Annotated in this window: 14 protein-coding genes; 10 read left to right on the forward strand and 4 right to left on the reverse strand. The window is 68.8% G+C overall.

What is annotated here, in order from left to right; translation table 11 throughout:
* Positions 1–40: 40 nt before the first annotated feature.
* Together OG555_RS34900 and OG555_RS34905 are read left to right on the forward strand one after the other, a co-directional pair.
* Positions 41–481, forward strand: coding sequence for an Lrp/AsnC family transcriptional regulator (locus OG555_RS34900; protein ID WP_328520724.1), 441 nt, complete (start codon positions 41–43; stop codon positions 479–481).
* 146 nt (positions 482–627) lie between these two features.
* A complete protein-coding gene (locus OG555_RS34905) occupies positions 628–1,311 on the forward strand; it encodes an HAD family hydrolase (RefSeq protein ID WP_329477009.1) in 684 nt (227 codons plus the stop codon).
* Here the strand turns inward: OG555_RS34905 and OG555_RS34910 are convergent.
* Together OG555_RS34910 and OG555_RS34915 are read right to left on the reverse strand one after the other, a co-directional pair.
* A complete protein-coding gene (locus OG555_RS34910; RefSeq protein ID WP_329477011.1) occupies positions 1,305–2,963 on the reverse strand; it encodes a hypothetical protein in 1,659 nt (552 codons plus the stop codon). The genes OG555_RS34905 and OG555_RS34910 overlap by 7 nt on opposite strands.
* Positions 2,964–3,123: 160 nt before the next feature.
* Positions 3,124–4,611 (reverse strand): KamA family radical SAM protein, encoded by a 1,488-nt coding sequence (locus OG555_RS34915; RefSeq protein WP_405066777.1) that lies wholly within the window; start codon positions 4,609–4,611, stop codon positions 3,124–3,126.
* A gap of 145 nt (positions 4,612–4,756) precedes the next feature.
* On the opposite strand from OG555_RS34915, the gene OG555_RS34920 reads away from it, so the two are divergent.
* The 8 genes from OG555_RS34920 to OG555_RS34955 all read left to right on the forward strand — a co-directional run bounded on the left by OG555_RS34920 (position 4,757) and on the right by OG555_RS34955 (position 15,318).
* Positions 4,757–5,800: an L-erythro-3,5-diaminohexanoate dehydrogenase gene (locus OG555_RS34920; RefSeq protein ID WP_329477013.1), complete on the forward strand. Its 1,044-nt coding sequence runs from the start codon at positions 4,757–4,759 to the stop codon at positions 5,798–5,800.
* 3 nt (positions 5,801–5,803) lie between these two features.
* The gene (locus OG555_RS34925; RefSeq protein WP_329477015.1) at positions 5,804–7,393 is read left to right on the forward strand and encodes an amidohydrolase; all 1,590 of its coding nucleotides are present in this window, start codon (positions 5,804–5,806) and stop codon (positions 7,391–7,393) included.
* Positions 7,390–9,018, forward strand: coding sequence for a lysine 5,6-aminomutase subunit alpha (locus tag OG555_RS34930; protein ID WP_329477016.1), 1,629 nt, complete (start codon positions 7,390–7,392; stop codon positions 9,016–9,018). Before OG555_RS34925 ends, OG555_RS34930 begins: the two co-directional genes overlap by 4 nt.
* The gene (locus OG555_RS34935; protein ID WP_329477018.1) at positions 9,015–9,773 is read left to right on the forward strand and encodes an OAM dimerization domain-containing protein; all 759 of its coding nucleotides are present in this window, start codon (positions 9,015–9,017) and stop codon (positions 9,771–9,773) included. The genes OG555_RS34930 and OG555_RS34935 overlap by 4 nt, the downstream gene beginning before the upstream one ends.
* Positions 9,774–10,163 carry a hotdog domain-containing protein gene (locus OG555_RS34940; RefSeq protein ID WP_329477020.1) on the forward strand — a complete coding sequence of 130 codons (390 nt, stop codon included), beginning with the start codon at positions 9,774–9,776 and terminating at the stop codon, positions 10,161–10,163.
* 555 nt (positions 10,164–10,718) lie between these two features.
* The gene (gene lnt, locus OG555_RS34945) at positions 10,719–12,287 is read left to right on the forward strand and encodes an apolipoprotein N-acyltransferase (RefSeq protein WP_329477022.1); all 1,569 of its coding nucleotides are present in this window, start codon (positions 10,719–10,721) and stop codon (positions 12,285–12,287) included.
* Between the two features lie 72 nt (positions 12,288–12,359).
* Positions 12,360–12,872 (forward strand): FxsA family protein, encoded by a 513-nt coding sequence (locus OG555_RS34950; protein WP_329477024.1) that lies wholly within the window; start codon positions 12,360–12,362, stop codon positions 12,870–12,872.
* A 133-nt stretch (positions 12,873–13,005) separates the two neighbouring features.
* Positions 13,006–15,318: an FUSC family protein gene (locus OG555_RS34955; protein WP_329477026.1), complete on the forward strand. Its 2,313-nt coding sequence runs from the start codon at positions 13,006–13,008 to the stop codon at positions 15,316–15,318.
* Here OG555_RS34955 and OG555_RS34960 read toward each other — a convergent pair.
* Positions 15,293–16,447, reverse strand: a complete 1,155-nt coding sequence (locus OG555_RS34960; protein WP_329477028.1) for a GDSL-type esterase/lipase family protein — start codon at positions 16,445–16,447, stop codon at positions 15,293–15,295. The genes OG555_RS34955 and OG555_RS34960 overlap by 26 nt on opposite strands.
* Before the next feature lie 73 nt (positions 16,448–16,520).
* Positions 16,521–16,892 carry an RNA polymerase-binding protein RbpA gene (locus tag OG555_RS34965; RefSeq protein WP_131296220.1) on the reverse strand — a complete coding sequence of 124 codons (372 nt, stop codon included), beginning with the start codon at positions 16,890–16,892 and terminating at the stop codon, positions 16,521–16,523.
* Between the last annotated feature and the right edge of the window lie 89 nt (positions 16,893–16,981).

The following is a 16,981-nucleotide window of genomic DNA, read 5'->3' on the forward strand; positions in this document are numbered from 1 at the left end:
TGCTTTCATGCCGGGGCGTCGCGGCAGTAGGGTCTCCAGGATGGAGGACCTGGACCGCAAGATCGTCGGGCTGCTCGCGTCCGACGGCAGGATGAGTTTCACCGACCTGGGCAAGGCGACCGGCCTGTCCACGTCGGCGGTGCATCAGCGGGTGAAGCGGCTCGAGCAGCGCGGCATCATCCAGGGATACTCGGCAACCATCGACCACACCGCGCTCGACCTGCCGCTGACGGCGCTGATCTCGATCCGCCCGATCGACCCGTCCCAGCCGGACGACTCGCCCGAGCGCCTCCGCGACGTCCGCGAGATCGAGTCCTGCTACTCGGTCGCCGGCGACTCCAGCTACATCCTCGTCGTCCGCGTCGCCTCTCCGGGCGCCCTCGAGAACCTCCTCGCCATCATCCGGGCCCGAGCCAACGTCTCCACCACCACCACGATCGTCCTCAGCACCCCGTACGAACGCCGCCCCCCGGCACTGTAGCGGGCAGGTCGACAGGATGTGCGGCCGCGCTGGATCGGTTGCCCGCCTACAGCCAGGCTGGATCTGCTCGCGCGACCGATTACCTCCTGTCGAGCTGCCCTAGCCCGTTCTCCGGTGGATCGCCGGGGGACGGCTAGGGTCGGGGGGTGCGCAGAGCCCTTCTGAGTGATCTCTTCAGCACTCTGGTTCCCGGTGGTGAGGTCGAGCGTGATGCGGTCCACGAGCAGATGGCTCACGTGCTGGGTGTCGACCCTCATGCGTTTGCTCGCGAGTTCGACGCGACCTCGCGGGAGCGGTTCACCGGCGCGTACGGCGACCTGCCGAACACGATCCGCGTGATCACCCGGCGCGCCGGCGGCGACCCGACGGACGAACAGGTGCAGCAGGCAACGACCGTCCGTCAAGGACTCTCCCGCCGCCTGGTGGACGCCGTACCGGCCGGCACGCTCGCCACCTTGGCCGCGCTGAGATCGGCGGGGTGGCGGATCGGCCTGGTCAGCAACATCACCGCCCACACCGAGCTCCAGTGGCCGGCGAGCCCGCTTCCGCCGTACTTCGACGCCACGGCGTTCTCCACCCAGGTCGGCGCGGCCAAGCCGGATCCGGAGATCTACCTCGCCGCGTGCACCGCGCTCGACGTGCCGCCGGCCTCGTGTGTGTACGTCGGTGACGGACGGGACAACGAGCTACAGGCGGCCGCCGCGCTCGGCATGTACGCGATCCGTACGACGGAGCACGCGGACAGCGACCCGACCTGGACCGGCCCGACGATCTCGTCGTTCGCCGAACTCCCCGCGGTGATTCACCTGGCCGATCTCGCCGGTCAGTAGCCGCCGGCGTCGATGAGTTGGGACTCGAAGGAGAGGACCGTGATCTTGCCCGCGCCCTTGGCGGGGACCAGGAGGACGGCGTCGTGCAGGGTGGTCCTGGTGAGGCCGCCTTGGTACTTGACCGTGGCGGGGCTGAAGCCGAGAGGGTCACCGCTGGACCAGTTGAAGCTGTAGCCGGCGCCGTTCTCGAGCTTGAAGTCCTCGGTGACGGTCGCGAAGACGAGCGCCGCGCCGGACTTGGTGACGAACGCGGTCGGAGGGGTGTCGATGCTGAAGTCTTCGGTCACGTTCTGGTAGATCTTCGGCTGCTTCGCCGCCGTCGACCGCCAGTCGGCCGCACTCGCGAGAACCTTGGTGACACTGGCGTTCGGCGCGAACGACGCCGCCCGCGGAGACTTCGCGCCGGCCGTCAGGTACTCGGCCAGTGCGGTCGCGGCCGCTTGCGGGGCGGCGGCCAATCGCTTGGCGCCGGCGTTCGTGACCGTGCGCAGACCGGTGATGTCCGGGACCTTGGCCGCGGCCGGGGGAGCGGCGGCGAAGGTCAGCATCCACGGGCTGCCCGCGGTGGCGCGTTCCCAGACGCCGAGGTAGCGGTAGTCCTTGGTGTCGGAGATGCCCGCGGACACGACGAAGTGCATCGGGTACGTTCCGTACTCCGGCGCCCCGACCACGGGCTTGGTGTAGGTGAACGGCTTGACCAGGTCCTTGCCGGCCTTGTCCAGCGTCCGGCTGATCGCGTAGCCGGCCTGGCTCTCCCGGACCACGGTCCCGCCCTCGATGGTCGCGATGAGCTTGTCGTCGCGGCGGTGGTTGGCGGCGTTGTTGACCTCGTTGTAGTGCTTGACGACGGCCGCGGCGGTCTCGTTGCCGATCGCCGGACGAGTGAGACTCGCGACGGTGTCGCGCTCCGGGATCGCCGAGCAGCTACTCACCAGCGCGACCACCACACCGACCGCCGCGACCCGACGCATCGGCCCCGCCGGCTGCCGCTGTTGCGCCGGTACGCCGGGCGCCGTGAAGACCTGCTGGGGAGCGCTGGGACGCCGGCGGCGGACCAGGATCAAGAGGATGCCGGCGGCAAGCAAGACCAGGCCGGCCAGCAGCACACCGATGGCGGCGAGGAACGCGTGCGGGATCTCGATGCCGAGGTTGACCTGGACGTCGGGGGCGGTCCTGCCGTCCGCGGTCATCACCACCACGTCGTACGGGCCGTCGGTGATCGGCCAGGCGATCGACTGGGTGCCGGCGCCGTTCGCCTTGGCGACCCACCAGTCGAGGGTGTCCGGTGCCGCGAGCGGGCCTGAGGCACCTTTCTGCTCCTGGGTGGTGAGAGCGATCGGGTACTGCACCTGGACCAGCGAGGTGTGCGCGAAGCCCTTGAGGTAGCTCGCGACGTCGAAGTCCCGGGCCACGCCGACGAAGACCGGCTTGCCGTTGGTGGAGTGCGCGTCGACGTGCAGCACCGGACCGTGGCGGTCGAGCAGTTCCGGTGAGCTCGCGATCGCGAGCCCTTTGCTGGTCAGGTGCTGATCACCCGACTTCAGTGTGTTGTCCGGGCCGATCAGCCAGAAGGCCGCGGCGGCGCCGGCCAGGCCGACGAGTAGGCCGATGAGGGCAAGCAGGACACCAAGAACAGAGCGGACGACCCGCACACGGACTCCCGAGCTCGCGGCATGCCCCAGACATGCCGCACAATGGACGACGCCAGATGCTAGCGGTTGCCCGGGGCACCGTCAGGGGTGCGGGGGGTCGCGGGTTGCAGAACGCCTCCGGTGCCACCCCCTGCATCGGTGGCACCGAAGGCTGATTGTGTTAGTTGATCTCGAGGAGCTTCTGGGCCTCGGCGGCGTTGCGGGAGGCGGCGGCGCGCTTCTCGGCTTCGGCCAGAGAGATGCCGGCGTGCTGGCGCCACCAGTCCTGGCCCTCGGCCGGGAGGGTGTCGATCGGGTCGTAGTACTCGTAGGTGCGGTTCAGCGCTTCCGGGTCCTGGTGCTCGATGCCGGTGCGGTAGTTCTTCTTCCAGTACGAGATGCCGCGGACCGCGTCGTACTCCGACAACTGGTGCACCCACCGCTTGCCGACGTACGGGACGTCGCAGACGATGCGCGGGGTCGCGAAGCCGGGGAGGTACCCGAGGATGCCGTGCTGCAGGTGCTGTGCGTCCTTCACGGACACCCGCCAGTGCTCGGAGAACGGGATCATGTCGCACATGTAGAAGTAGTACGGCGAGATGGTCGCGCCATCGAGCAGCGCGAAGCACAGGTCGAGCAACTGCGGGACCGAGTCGTTCACGCCACGCATCAACACACCCTGGTTGCGCACGTCGCGCAGGCCGGCTTCGAACATCGCCTTCGTTGCCTCGGCCACCAATGGCGTGACCGACTGGGCGGCGTTGACGTGCGTGTGCATCGCGATCATCACGCCGCGCTGCCGGCCGAGCTGAGCGACGCGCTCGACGCCGGCCCGGACGTCGTCCGACAGCCAGTGCTGCGGCATCCCCATCAGGGCCTTGGTGGCCAGCCGGATGTCGCGGATGTTCTCGATCTCCAGCAGGCTGGTCAGGAACGACTCGAGCCGCGGCCACGGCATGTTCGCCACGTCGCCGCCGGACACGACCACGTCCCGGACTCCCGGCGTACGGCGCAGGTAGTCGAGCATGTCGTCGAGCCGGGTCTGCGGCTTCGCGACGAACTTGAGCTTCTCGATCACCGGCGTCGAGTTCCCGACCAGGTCCATCCGCGTGCAGTGACCGCAGTACTGCGGGCACGTCGGCAGGATCTCCGCGAGGACCTTGGTCGGGTAGCGGTGGGTCAACCCCTCCGTGGCCCACATCTCGTGTTCGTGCAGCGAGTCGCGTGTCGCATGCGGGTGCGACGGCCAATCGCTGCGCCGGTCGGAGAACACCGGCAGCATGTAGCGGCGGACCGGGTCCGCGTAGAACGCCTCGGTGTAGTCCGGGGCGCCGTTCGGCACGATCGTGTTGAGCATCTGCGGCGGCAGCAGCATCGACATCGTTGCCCGCTCCGCCTGGTCCCGGGCGAGGTCCTCGTACAACCGCTCCTCGAGCAGGTCGCCCATCACGTCACGCAGTTGCTTGACGTTCTTCACGCAGTGCGACCGCTGCCACTGCACGGACCGCCACTCCTCGGCGGTGACGTCCTTCCAGCCGGGGATCCGGGTCCAATCAGGCTCCACCAGCTCGGCTCGCTGGTATGCGTACGGCTGGTCGGCGAGATCGTCGCGGGGCTCCGGTACAGCGCCACCCTCAAGCAGCTCAGCGGGGCTGATCAGGTCAGTCACGAGTCCTCCGGGGGCTTCAGGGGTGGCGCGGTCTCATGTGAGGATAGCGATAGAACTTCCCTCAGATCCAACAGTACGCCGCAAGAATTCTCGCCAGACTACCCTTTCAGTAGTATTTTGCCCGATCTCAACCGAGGAGGAGCCCGTGTCGTCCAGCCCTGTGGGACTGCACCGTGTACTCGCACCCGCCGGCGTCCTGCCGCAGGCGGCGGAGCAGTTGGACGCCCGCCCGGAGATCTGGCCGGACGAGGTCCGGATCGCGGTCGAGCGGCTGAACCTGGACGCGGCGTCCTATCGACAGCTCGCCGAGGCGCACGGCGGCGACGGTACGGCGATCCGCCGCGCGGTGCTCGAGATCGTCGCGACCCGCGGCAAGATGCAGAACCCGGTCACCGGCTCCGGCGGCATGCTCGTCGGCGTGGTCGACGAGGTCGGTCCGGAGTCACCCCTCGGTGTGCAAAAGGGTGACCGCGTCGCCACACTGGTCTCGCTCACGCTGACGCCTTTGCAGATCACCGATCAGCTCGCCGGCTGGGACGGCAAGGGCGAGCAGGTCCCGGCGCAGGGCCACGCGATCCTGTTCGCGCGGTCGATCGTCGCCAAGCTGCCCGACGACCTGAAGCCCGAGCTGTCGCTGGCCGTTATGGACGTCTGTGGCGCGCCCGCGCTGACCGCTCGCGTGGTCCGCCAGTATGTCGACAAAGGCACAAAGCCTGTCGTGTCAGTAATTGGCGGCGCAGGGAAATCGGGCTCGCTGTCGCTGGCCGCCGCTCGCGCCGCCGGAGCCGCGCGCACGATCGGGATCGTGCCTGTCCAGCAGGAACACGACCGGCTCACCGACGCCGGGATCGCGGACGTCGTCACCCTCGCCGATGCCCGGGATCCGGTGGCGCTCGCGAAGGCGGTGGAGGACGCCGGGGGACCGTCGGACATCACCGTTGTGTGTGTCGACGTACCGGGTTGCGAGCACGGCGCCGTACTGTCGACGGCCGCGGGTGGCACGGTGATCTTCTTCTCGATGGCCACGTCGTTCTCGGCCGCGGCCCTCGGTGCGGAAGGCCTTGCCGCCGACGTGACGATGCTGGTCGGCAACGGGTACGTGCCGGGCCATGCGGACTATGCGCTGGAGCTGTTGCGGGCCGAGCCGGGTGTCCGCGGACTGTTCGAGAGCAGGCTGGCGGAGGATTAGTTCGTGCGCACACTTCTGACGAACGGTTCCGTCTACTCACCTGCCGACCCGCATGCCACCGCGATCGCCTTCGACGACGGCGTGGTCACCTGGCTCGGTGAGGACACCGGCGCGGGTTCGTACGCCGACGGCGCGGACGAGGTGATCGACCTCGACGGCAAGCTGGTCACGCCGGCCTTCGTCGACGCCCACGTCCACACCGCGCAGTCCGGCGCGCTGCTGACCGGCCTCGACCTCGCCGGTACGACGTCATTGGCCGAGGCGCTCGACCGGCTCGCGGCGTTCGCGCGGAGCCTGCCGGCGGATGCGGTCATCGACGGCGCCGGCTGGGACGAGACGAAGTGGCCGGAGGGCCGGCCGCCGACCGCGGAGGAGCTTGATCGCGCCGCTGACGGCCGCCGCGTGTACCTGTCCCGGATCGACGGTCACTCCGGAGTGATCTCGTCCGCTCTGGTTCCCGCTGCGCAAGGCGATGGCTACGACCCGAGCGGCCGGGTGGAGCGCGACGCGCATCACGCCGTCCGGGACGCGCTGAGCGAGCTCATCGGGCCGGACCAGCGCCGTACGGACATCGAGGCCGCTCTGAAGGCGATGGCATCGAAGGGGATCGGCGCGTTCCACGAGATGGCGGCGCCGCACATCGGCCCGCTGTGGGAACTGCCGATCGTGCGGGAGGTGGCCGACCGACTCGGGTTGGCAGCGACCCTCTACTGGGGTGAGCCCGGCGTCTTCGAGCACATCGCGACGTATGACCTGGCCGGTCTTGCAGGCGATCTCAACGCGGACGGCGCGCTCGGCTCGCGGACGGCGGCACTGCGGGAGGCGTACGCCGACCGCGCGGACCACCGCGGTCACGCGTATCTGACCCCCGAGCAGATCGCCGAGCACGTGATCGCCTGCACTGAACGGAACGTCCAGGCAGGCTTCCACTGCATCGGCGACCAGGCGCTCGACAACATCGCCCGCGGCTTCGAGCTCGCGGCCGAGAAGGTCGGCGTCCAGGCGCTCGTCGCCGCACGGCACCGGCTGGAACATGTCGAGATGGTCGACGAGGCAACGATCGCGACCCTCGCGCGCTGCGGCGTCGTCGCCAGCGTCCAACCGATGTTCGACGCGCTGTGGGGCGGCCCGGACGGCATGTACGCCGAGCGCGTCGGCGACCGGTGGCAGGGCATGAACCCCTTCGGGTCGCTCGCCCGGGCCGGCGTCGTACTCGCGTTCGGCTCGGACTCGCCGGTCACCGAGCTCGGTGGTTGGGAGGCCGTCCGAGCGGCCGCCTTCCATCACGAGAAGTCGGAGCGGATCACAGTGCGGGCCGCGTTCCAGGCACACACCCGTGGTGGCTGGCGAGCGGCCGGCATCGACGACGCCGGCGTACTCGCACCCGGTACGGCGGCGACGTACGCGATCTGGCGGAGCGACGCGGACCTCGTCGTCCAGACGCCGGACCAACGCGTCGCGGCCTGGTCGACGGATCCGCGCGCGGGAGTGCCGGTGCTGCCGGACCTGAGCAAGGGAATGCCAGTGCCCATTTGTCTGCGGACCGCTGTCGGCGGCCGCATCGTGTACGACGCCGAAGGATGGTCGCAATGACGCGCGCCAAGAAGAAGCTCGACCTCGATCCGGTCACCGTTCGGAAGGCGCGCAGCCTGGCCCGTAAGGCCGGGCGCCCGATCGTCAACCTGGCCCGGCAGCACACCACGGTGTCGGTCGAGCGAGCGGTACTGCGATTGGCCGGGCTGACCGGCGCGGACACCGAGGGCATTCCGTGGGTCAACCGGCTCGCGGACACCGTCCGCGCCGACGTCGGACTGGAGCACGGCCTCGCCCTGCCGGTGTGGGACGCGTTGGTGCGTGGCGAGGCGGAAGACCTCGGCGTGCTGGCGCAGAAGGCTGCGTCGGGGTCCGTGGCGTTCCGGCTGCCTGAGGGACGGGACGCCGTCCGCGCTCGGGCGGCGGCGCGGAAGGCCGCGACCGCTGGCATGAAGCGGATCGACGGGCGGCGACGGGAGCGGGACCGGCTGATCAAGCGGCACGGTGACCCGGAGCAGCGGCCGTGGATCTACCTGATCGTTGCCACCGGCGACATCTACGAGGACATCCCGCAGGCCCAGGCGGCGGCGCGCGCGGGCGCCGACATCATCGCCGTGATCCGCTCGACCGGGCAGTCGCTGCTCGACTACGTGCCCGAGGGCGCGACCCGGGAGGGCTTCGCCGGCACCTACGCGACGCAGGAGAACTTCCGGCTGATGCGGGCCGCGCTGGACGAGTCGTCGCGCGAGCTCGGCCGCTACATCCGGCTGACCAACTACGCCTCCGGCCTCTGCATGCCGGAGATCGCGACGCTGGCCGGGCTGCAGCGGCTCGACATGATGCTGAACGATTCCATGTACGGGATCCTGTTCCGCGACATCAACCCGATCCGGACCTTCGTCGACCAGCGGTTCAGCCGGCAGATCCACGCCCGGGCCGGGATCATCATCAACACCGGCGAGGACAACTACCTGACCACCGCCGACGCGGTCGAGGCCGCGCACACGGTGACGGTGTCGCAGCTGCTGAACGAGTACTTCGCCAAGGAGGCGGGCCTCGAGGACTGGCAGCTCGGGCTCGGGCACGCGTTCGAGATCAACCCGGACCTGCCGGACTCGTTCCGGCTCGAGCTGGCGCACGCGATGCTGGCCCGCCAGCTGTTCCCGGACGCTCCCCTGAAGTGGATGCCGCCGACCCGGCACATGACCGGCGACGTGTTCCGCGGCTACCTGCTCGATGGCTTCTTCAACCTGGTCGGCGCGATGACGGGCCAGGGCATCCTGCTGGTCGGCATGATGACCGAGGCGGTCGTGACACCGTGGATCTCCGACCGGGACCTGGCGCTGCAGAACGTCCGCTACGTGTTGGGGGCCGCGGGCAACCTGCACGAGGATTTCCACCCGGCGCCGGACGGCTTCATCGCGCAGCGCGCCCGGCAGGTGCTGGGGGAGTCGGTGGAGCTGCTGGAGCGGATCGTCGACGACGGTCTGCTGAACGCGATCGGCGACGGCACCTTCGGTCTGATGAAGCGCCCGCAGGACGCCGGCCGAGGCCTGGACGGGGTCGCGAAACGCTCCGACGCCTACTACAACCCCGCCATCGACCTACTAGAGGAAGTTACGTCCGAAGATCCGAGGGTTATAGGCCACACTTCTTCGGACGCAAGGAAGGGGACGCGGCGGTGAGCATCATCCGGCCGTACGGCGACACCACCGGGGACGGCATGGTGCAGCTGTCGTTCACGCTGCCGATCCCGCACGACAAACGGGCCGAGGGCGCGGCGGTCCAGCTGGCCAACAAGATGGGGATGGATCCGGCGCTGGTCGTGCACTCGAAGGCGATGGGTCCGGACTTCACGTTCTTCGTGGTCTACGGGCCGGTCAACCATCTGGTCGACACATCCAAGGTCGAGGTGATCGAGCGGGACTACCCGCTGCTGTCGCCGAAGGACGCGAACCTGGCGATCCGCAAGGGGCTGCGCCGCCGGCTCACCGTGGTCGGCGCGTGCATCGGCACCGACGCGCACACCGTCGGCATCGACGCGATCATGAACATCAAGGGGTTCGCGGGGGAGAAGGGCCTGGAGTACTACCGCGAGCTGAAGGTGGTGAACCTAGGCGCCCAGGTCGCCGTGCCCGAGCTGGTCCGCCGGGCCAAGGCGGAGAAGGCGGACGCGATCCTGGTGTCGCAGGTGGTGACCCAGCGGGAGGCGCACGTACTGAACACCAAGGAGATGTCGGCCGCCTTCCGCGAGGCGTACTCAGAGGACACTCGTCCGGTATTAGTTGCTGGAGGCCCCCGTTTCACCGAGCAGATGGCGGGCGAGCTCGGGGTGGACCGGGTGTTCGGCCGCGGCACCACTCCCGGCGAGGTGGCCAGCTATCTGGTCGACGCGCTGGTGACCAAACGCAAGCACGCCCCGAGCAAGAGGAGCGCATAGGTGTCAAAGGCAACTATCGGGCTGACCGCGACGCATCGGCGGTACGTGCCGTACAGCCACGCGCACTACGCGGGGAACCTGGTCGACGGTGCCTACGTCCTCGCGCTGTTCGGCGATGTGGCGACCGAGGTCTGCATCCAGGCCGACGGCGACGAAGGGCTGTTCGCGTCGTACTCGGATGTGCAGTTCCTGCAGCCGCTGCGGGCCGGTGACGTTGTGGAGGTCCAGGCAACGATCACCCGGGTCGGCAATCGCAGCCGCGACCTCGAGTTCAACGCGTACGTCGTCTGCCGCGGCCGGCCGGATCAGTCCGAGTCGGCGGCCGAGGTGCTGGCCGAACCGCTTGTGATCACGCGCGCAAAAGGGACCGTCGTCGTACCGGTCGGGTGACGGTTGGTTGCCCTGGGTAACGATTACATGGAGTGCCGAGACGGCTCTGTAACGTGACCTGGGTGAGGGAATCTCGTTTTCCCTTGCAGGGCGGGCGATCGTGTTACAACGGCCTCAAGGAGCCGGTGGAGAGGTTGACACCGTCGCCGTCAGCGAGCATCGTTTTGGGAGTCGTCATATCCCGTTCGATCCACGGTCACACGAAGTTCGGCCACCGGATGATCCCGCGACGCTGACCAGGCCAGTGCCAGGCTTGAGTCGACGGGGGCTGAGATCGCTGGTGGTGAGCCCCCCGCGGGGCAGAGGTGGAAGAGGTTCGGCGCCCAGTAGACAACAGCCGTTCGGTTCGCAGCCAGCGGATCGCCGGTTGGTCCGAAGGAGTGCCGAGCCTCTTTCCTCTTATCTGAGCCTCGTCCTCTTCCGCAGCGTCGTCACCCCATCACTTTCCGCGATCGGTGCCGAATGGCTACCGACCGGATACATTTGCGTGTCCGGGACGTTGTACGGTCGTGCGACCGGCGTCCGCCGGGGCTTGTGAGGACAAGGGGTTACCGCGTGGACCGGTTGAAGGCTCTGGGGCGTGTCCTGCCGAGGGTTGCCGTCGCGGTCGCCGCCGGCGCCCTGCTCGGGCTGGCCTTCGAACCGCACGACCACCCGTGGCTCACGGTGATCGCCGTACCCCTGTTCCTGGCCGCGCTGAACGGCGCCTCGGCCAAGGGCGGTTTCCTGATCGGTGCCGGCTTCGGCATCGCGTACTACGCAGTCCTGGTGCCCTGGCTCAGCGTGATCGGTGGCGACGCCGCGATCGCACTGGCGGTGCTCGAAGGGCTGTTCTACGCCGTCTTCGGGTTGTTCGCGACGCAGGTGCTCAAGCTCAAGCTGTGGATGCTGTGGATCCCGTGTCTATGGGTGGCGACCGAGTTCGCGACCGCTGCGGTCCCGTTCGGCGGTTTCCCGTGGGGCAAGCTCGCGTGGGCGTTCTCCGACGAGTCCCTCGGCAAGCTGGCCGCGTTCGTCGGGATCCCGGGGCTGAGCTTCGTCGTCGCCTTTGTCGGCGTCCTGCTGTACGCCGTACTCCGGCCGAACAGCGGGCTGCGGCTCCGGGCCGTCGCTCTCGTCGCCGGGGTGGCGATCGTCTTCGGCAGCTCGCTGATCAACCTGTCCACTCAGGGCGACGGCAAGACCGTGAAGGCCGCGATTGTGCAGGGGAACGTCCCCGGCAAGGGGCTGGAGTTCCTCGGCCGCGCGCGGACCGTCACCCGCAACCACCTGGCCGCCACCCTCGACCTGGAGAAGCGGATCCAGGACGGCACCGAGATGAAGCCGGACGTGGTGATCTGGCCGGAGAACTCGACCGACATCGACCCGTACAAGGACGACGAGACGAGGGCCGACATCGAGGAGGCCGTCAAGGCGGTCGACGTGCCGATCCTGGTCGGTGCCGTCACCGAGGGCCCCGGCCCGAACGAGCGGCAGACCACCGGCATCGTGTGGGACCCGGTCAGCGGCCCCGGGCAGCGGTACGCGAAGCGGCACCCGGTGCCCTTCGGTGAGTACATCCCGTTCCGTGACCAGCTGCTGCCGTACATCAAGCGGCTGGAGATGATCGGCGCGCAGACCGCACCCGGCAAGGTCCCGGGCGTGATGCCGATCGGCGATGTGACGTACGGCGACATCATCTGCTTCGAGCTCGTCTACGACAACGTGATCTCGGACCTGATCAAGGGTGGCGCCCAGGTCCTCATCGTGCAGACCAACAACGCGACGTACGGCGGGACCGGCCAGCCCGAGCAGCAGTTCGCGATCACCCGGATGCGGGCGATCGAGACCGGCCGGACCGTGCTGATCGCGTCCACCAGCGGGATCTCCGGTGTGGTCCGCCCCGACGGCACGGTCGAGCACAAGTCGGGCCAGTTCGTCTCCGATGTCTATGTCGCGACGGTTCCGGTGCGCGACGCCCGGACGCTGGCCAGCACCCTCGGCCCGTGGCCGCAGTGGATCCTGACCGGACTGGGGCTGCTGGGCATCGGGCTGGCGCTGGTCGCCCGGCGCCGGCGGCGTACCGACGATGGTCCGCAGACTCCGCCGGCCGCCACCCCCAGTCGCGAGAAGGTCCCGGCCTGAACCAGGGTCCGCTCAGGGTTGGCCGTTCCCATCCGTTCCGTACGCTGGTGACTCAGGAGGAAGGGGTAGGACATGCCGTGGTTCGTGGCGCTCGCGTTGCTGGTGGTGCCGATCGTGGAGATCTACGTGATCATCCAGATCGGTCAGGTGATCGGCGGCTGGCCGACGGTCGCCCTGCTGCTCGTCGAGAGTGCGCTCGGCGCCTGGATCATCAAGCGCGAGGGCCGGCGGGCCTGGAGGGCGCTGCAGAGCTCGTTCGAGACCGGCAAGATGCCCGGGCGTGAACTGGCCGACGCCGCGCTCGTGCTGGTGGGCGGGACGCTGCTGCTCACACCGGGCTTCGTCACCGACATCTTCGGCTTCTTCTTCGTCCTTCCCTTCACCCGACCGCTCGCCCGACGTGGCATGTCCGCCTTCTTCAACCGCAGGCTCGCCGGCCAACTGGGCGGCGCCGGACTAGGTGGTTCCGGTCTGGGTGATTCGGGACCAGGCGACTTCATCCCCGGCGCCGGCGGACCCACCCGGCCACCCCAGTCCTCAGGCGACGTCGTCCAGGGCGAGGTCATCGACCCGGATACGAAGTAGGTCTTCCTCGCCGGAGAGCCATCGTCTGTGCGGAGGTTCTTCGGTCGGGACCTCCGCGCGCACCGCGTGACCTGAGCGATCGGGTGGAGCAGACTGGCACGATCGGGAATCGGGCCGGCGAGTGAAGGTCGGGATGGGCGTGATGGTGCTGGGCGGACGCGTCACGGCGTGGCTGCGGCGCCGGGATCCCGGGCTGGCCGCGACCCGACGGGCCGCCAGGACGGCGGTGGTGATGCCGGCGCTGTTCGCGTTCTGCGCCGAGGTGATCGAGTCCCCGGTGGTGGCGACGTTTGCCGCGTTCGGCGCGTTTGCGATGTTGCTGCTGGTCGACTTCCCGGGGACCACAGTGCAGCGCATCCGGGCGCAGGTTCAGCTCGCGGTGGCATGGCTCGTGCTCGTTTCGCTGGGCACACTCGCAGGGCAGTCCGCGTGGACGGCGACAGCGGCCACGGTCGTCGTGGGCTTCGCCGTACTGTTCTCCGGTGTCGTCAGCTCAGTGCTGGCGGTTGCCAGCACTTCTTTGCTGCTCGCGTTCATCCTCTCGGTGGCGACGCCCGCGCCGCTCTCGATGCTGCCGGACCGACTGGCTGGCGTATCTCTTGCTGCCGGAGCCGCTGTCCTCGCCGTCTGGCTGCTCTGGCCGAGACCAGCGGTTGATCCGCTCGGGGCACCGGCCGCACGAGTCTGCCGAGCCGCTGCGATGCAGCTTCGCGCCGAAGCACGGGACACCGTTGAGATATGCGCCCTGAAGACGCAAGAGGCGGCGACCCTCATCGACGAGCTGCGGCGTACCTTCACCGCGACGCCGTATCGGCCGACCGGCCTGTCCATGGGATCCAGGGCACTGGTGCGCTTGGTCGACGAACTCACCTGGTTGAGTGCGATCCTTGGCGAGTTCAGTCCTGCCACCGCGCAGGGAGCGGCGAGCGATCCGGACTCGTCCGAAGTTCACTTCGCGGCAGCGACCGTACTGGATCTCAGTGCGGAACTCTTGGCGGATCCGAGGATCGCACCGGACCAACTGGCCACCGCGGCACAGGCGCTTCGCAATGCCGTCGCGGCGCTCGAAGAAGGCGCGGTGGGCCGCCTGCCATCGGCGTACGGCACAGTGGGGGAGGAGCCCGGCACGGCCGGGTTTCTCGGCAGTCTCAACGTGTCCTTCAGGGCGCAGGAGATTGCCTTCGGGGTACTGCTGATCGCGCAGAACGTCGAGATCGCGCGGGCCGCGGACCAGCGAAAGTGGATGGACCGCCTGCTCGGTCGCGAGCCAAGGTCACTCACAGATCCGCTCGTCAGCGCGGCAGAACGCGCCGCCGCGCACCTCGAGCCACACTCGGTGTGGCTGCACAACAGCATCCGCGGCGCGGCCGCGCTTGCGATCGCCGTCGCGGTCGCGAACGTGACCGGTGTCCAGCATGCCTTCTGGGTCGTTCTCGGAGCGTTGTCGGTGCTTCGCTCCAACGCGCTCAACACCGGTCACAACGCTTACCGTGCTATCGGCGGTACGGTCGTCGGCTCGCTCGTGGGGGCCGCACTGCTGGCGGTGATCGGTGAGAACACCATGGCGCTGTGGATTCTGCTGCCGATCGCGGTGCTGGTCGCCGGCATCGCCCCTGCCGCGGTCTCCTTCGCGGCAGGGCAGGCAGCGTTCACGGTCACCTTGGTGATCCTCTTCAACATCGCTCAGCCTGAAGGCTGGTCGCTCATCCTGTTCCGCATCGAGGACATCGCGCTCGGCTGCGCGGTGAGCTTGCTCGTCGGTCTGTTGTTCTGGCCGCGAGGGGCGTCCGCCGCGGTCGGAAAGGCGCTGGCGGAGGCGTACGTGGACAGTGCGCAGTACCTGGTCAGCGTCGTCGGGTACGCCGTGTCCTGCTGCGTTCCCGGGTCCCGCCCGGCCACACCACAGGACAGCCGCCGAACAGCGGCCGCAGCCCGCCGACTGGATGATGCCTTCCGCACCTACCTCGCCGAGCGCGGAGCGAAGCCGGTCCCGCTGAGCGAGATGACAGCCCTGGTCACCGGCGTGGTCGGGGTCCGGTTGGCGGCGGACGCAGTTGTCGAGCTTTGGGAGCGGTACGCCGGTGGGCAACCGGCCTCGGAGGACCGGGCCGCCGCACAGTCCGCACTGCTCACGTTGGCGGACCGGCTTCTCGAGTGGTACACCACCCTTGCCAACGCCCTGGACGGCCACGGCCGGGTGCCCGATCCACTCCCGCACGACCATACGACCAAAGCTCAACTGATGGTGGCAGTACGCCGCGACCTGTACGACCCCGACGGCCAAGCGACCCCGACAGCGATCCGCATCCTGTGGACCAGCGATCATCTGGACGTCGTACGCCGCCTCCAGCCAAGCCTCGCTGCCGCAGCGAGCCAAACCACAACGGCCCCCGCCAGTTCCTGGCCCAGGTCCCAGCGCCTCAGGCGAAGGGGCCTTTCGCGCTGAAGCCATGCGCGGCGAAGCGGGTGGCCATGATTCGGTGGGTTTCGGGGTCGGGGTGCAGGTCGTCGGGTAGGGGGCGGGCGGTGTTGTCTGGTTCGCCGTACAGGGCGCGGCCGTCCAGGTAGTGGAGGTTGGGGTCGGCGGTGGCGCGTTGGGCGATGATCCGGGACAGCTCGGCGCGGATCACCGAGAGGGTGAGTTTGCCGGTGGCAACTTCCTCTGGGGTGCCGGTCGCGGCGAAACGGAGGTGGCCTTCGGCGAGCGCGGACAGGTCCCAGCCCGTGGGGCCAGGGGTGTGCTCGTGGATCGGGCAGAGGATGGGGGAGATGACCAGGAGCGGGGTGTCGGGGTGGCCGTCGCGGATGGTGTCGAGGAAGCCGTGGACGGCGGGGGTGAAGCTTCGGAGGCGGAGTGAGTCGGTGTTCACGATGTTGATACCGAGCTTCAGGCTGATCAGGTCCGCCGGCATGTCCCGGATCGTGCGGGCGACGAACGGCTGAAGGAACGAGCTGGCCGCGAAGCCGAGATTGACCAGCTCCACTCCACCGTGAGCCGCGGCCAGCGCCGGCCAGATGGCTGTCGGGCTGCTGGCGTCCGAGCCATGACTGATCGAGCTGCCGTGGTGCACCCACACCCGTCGGCCGTCGGCGGCGACCGGCTCGATCGGTGCATCGGTGCGCAGGGCAATGAGTTCGGTGGTCTCGTTGTGCGGCAGCCAGAGCTCGACGGTCTTCGGTACGTCGCTCAGTCCGTCGAAGCGCAGCGTCCGTGACTCACCACGCCGGCTCTCGGTGTACCCGGTCATCAGGTCGATCGTGATGACGTCGCCGCCGTCCACGGTGGCCTGAGCTGTCAGCTTCCCGTCGACGACCAGGTCGTAGACGCCGTCCGGTCGCGGGGGAGCGCCGACATATTCCCGCTTGGTCGGCAGCGTCTCCAGCTCGACGACGGTCGCCCGGGTCCGGAACACGAGCCGCACCCCGGACGGCTGGGATTCGGCCATCTCCAGCTGACCGTCGTCGTACTGCTGCCGCGCCCACGCGGGCAGCCGGTGCGGCAGCACGCCACGGTCGGTCAGCTCAAGGTCGAGCACCCCTCGCTGGAGCGAGGCCGTGATGGGGGTGGTGATCATGTGAAATACCTCTCAGGACATGAAAAACGGACCCTCACCGCGCCGTTGCGGTGAGAGCCCGTCAGGGCCTTGATCAGGCGGTGCGCTTGGTGCGGTGCAGGTGGGCGGGGCCGATCTCGCCCTTGCGGAGCAACTCGACCCGCTCGGCCAGCAGCTCCTCCAGCTCGGAGATGCTGCGACGCTCGCGCAGCATGTCCCAGTGCGTACGGGCCGGCTTCTCCTGCTTCGGCTCCGGCTTCTCGCCGGTGGACCGGGCGGCCTCGCTGCCGCAGTGCGGGCATTCCCAGATCGCGGGCACCTCGGCGTCGTGCGCCATGGTCACCTCGACCACGTGGCCGCGGGGGCAGTCATACGTGATCATCTGGCGCGGCGCGAACTCGACACCGCGGTCATCCTCGAAGCTGACCCCACCCAGCCCCGAACCACGCAGTACGCGATTAGACATGTGATACCTCCGAGATCGTCATCCGTGCCAACGGTCGGCCGGCCCGGATCATTCCCATTTTGGCATGCCCGAGCCCCAGGTACGCACCT

It is taken from the genome of Kribbella sp. NBC_01484 (assembly GCF_036227145.1).
Lineage (GTDB): Bacteria > Actinomycetota > Actinomycetes > Propionibacteriales > Kribbellaceae > Kribbella.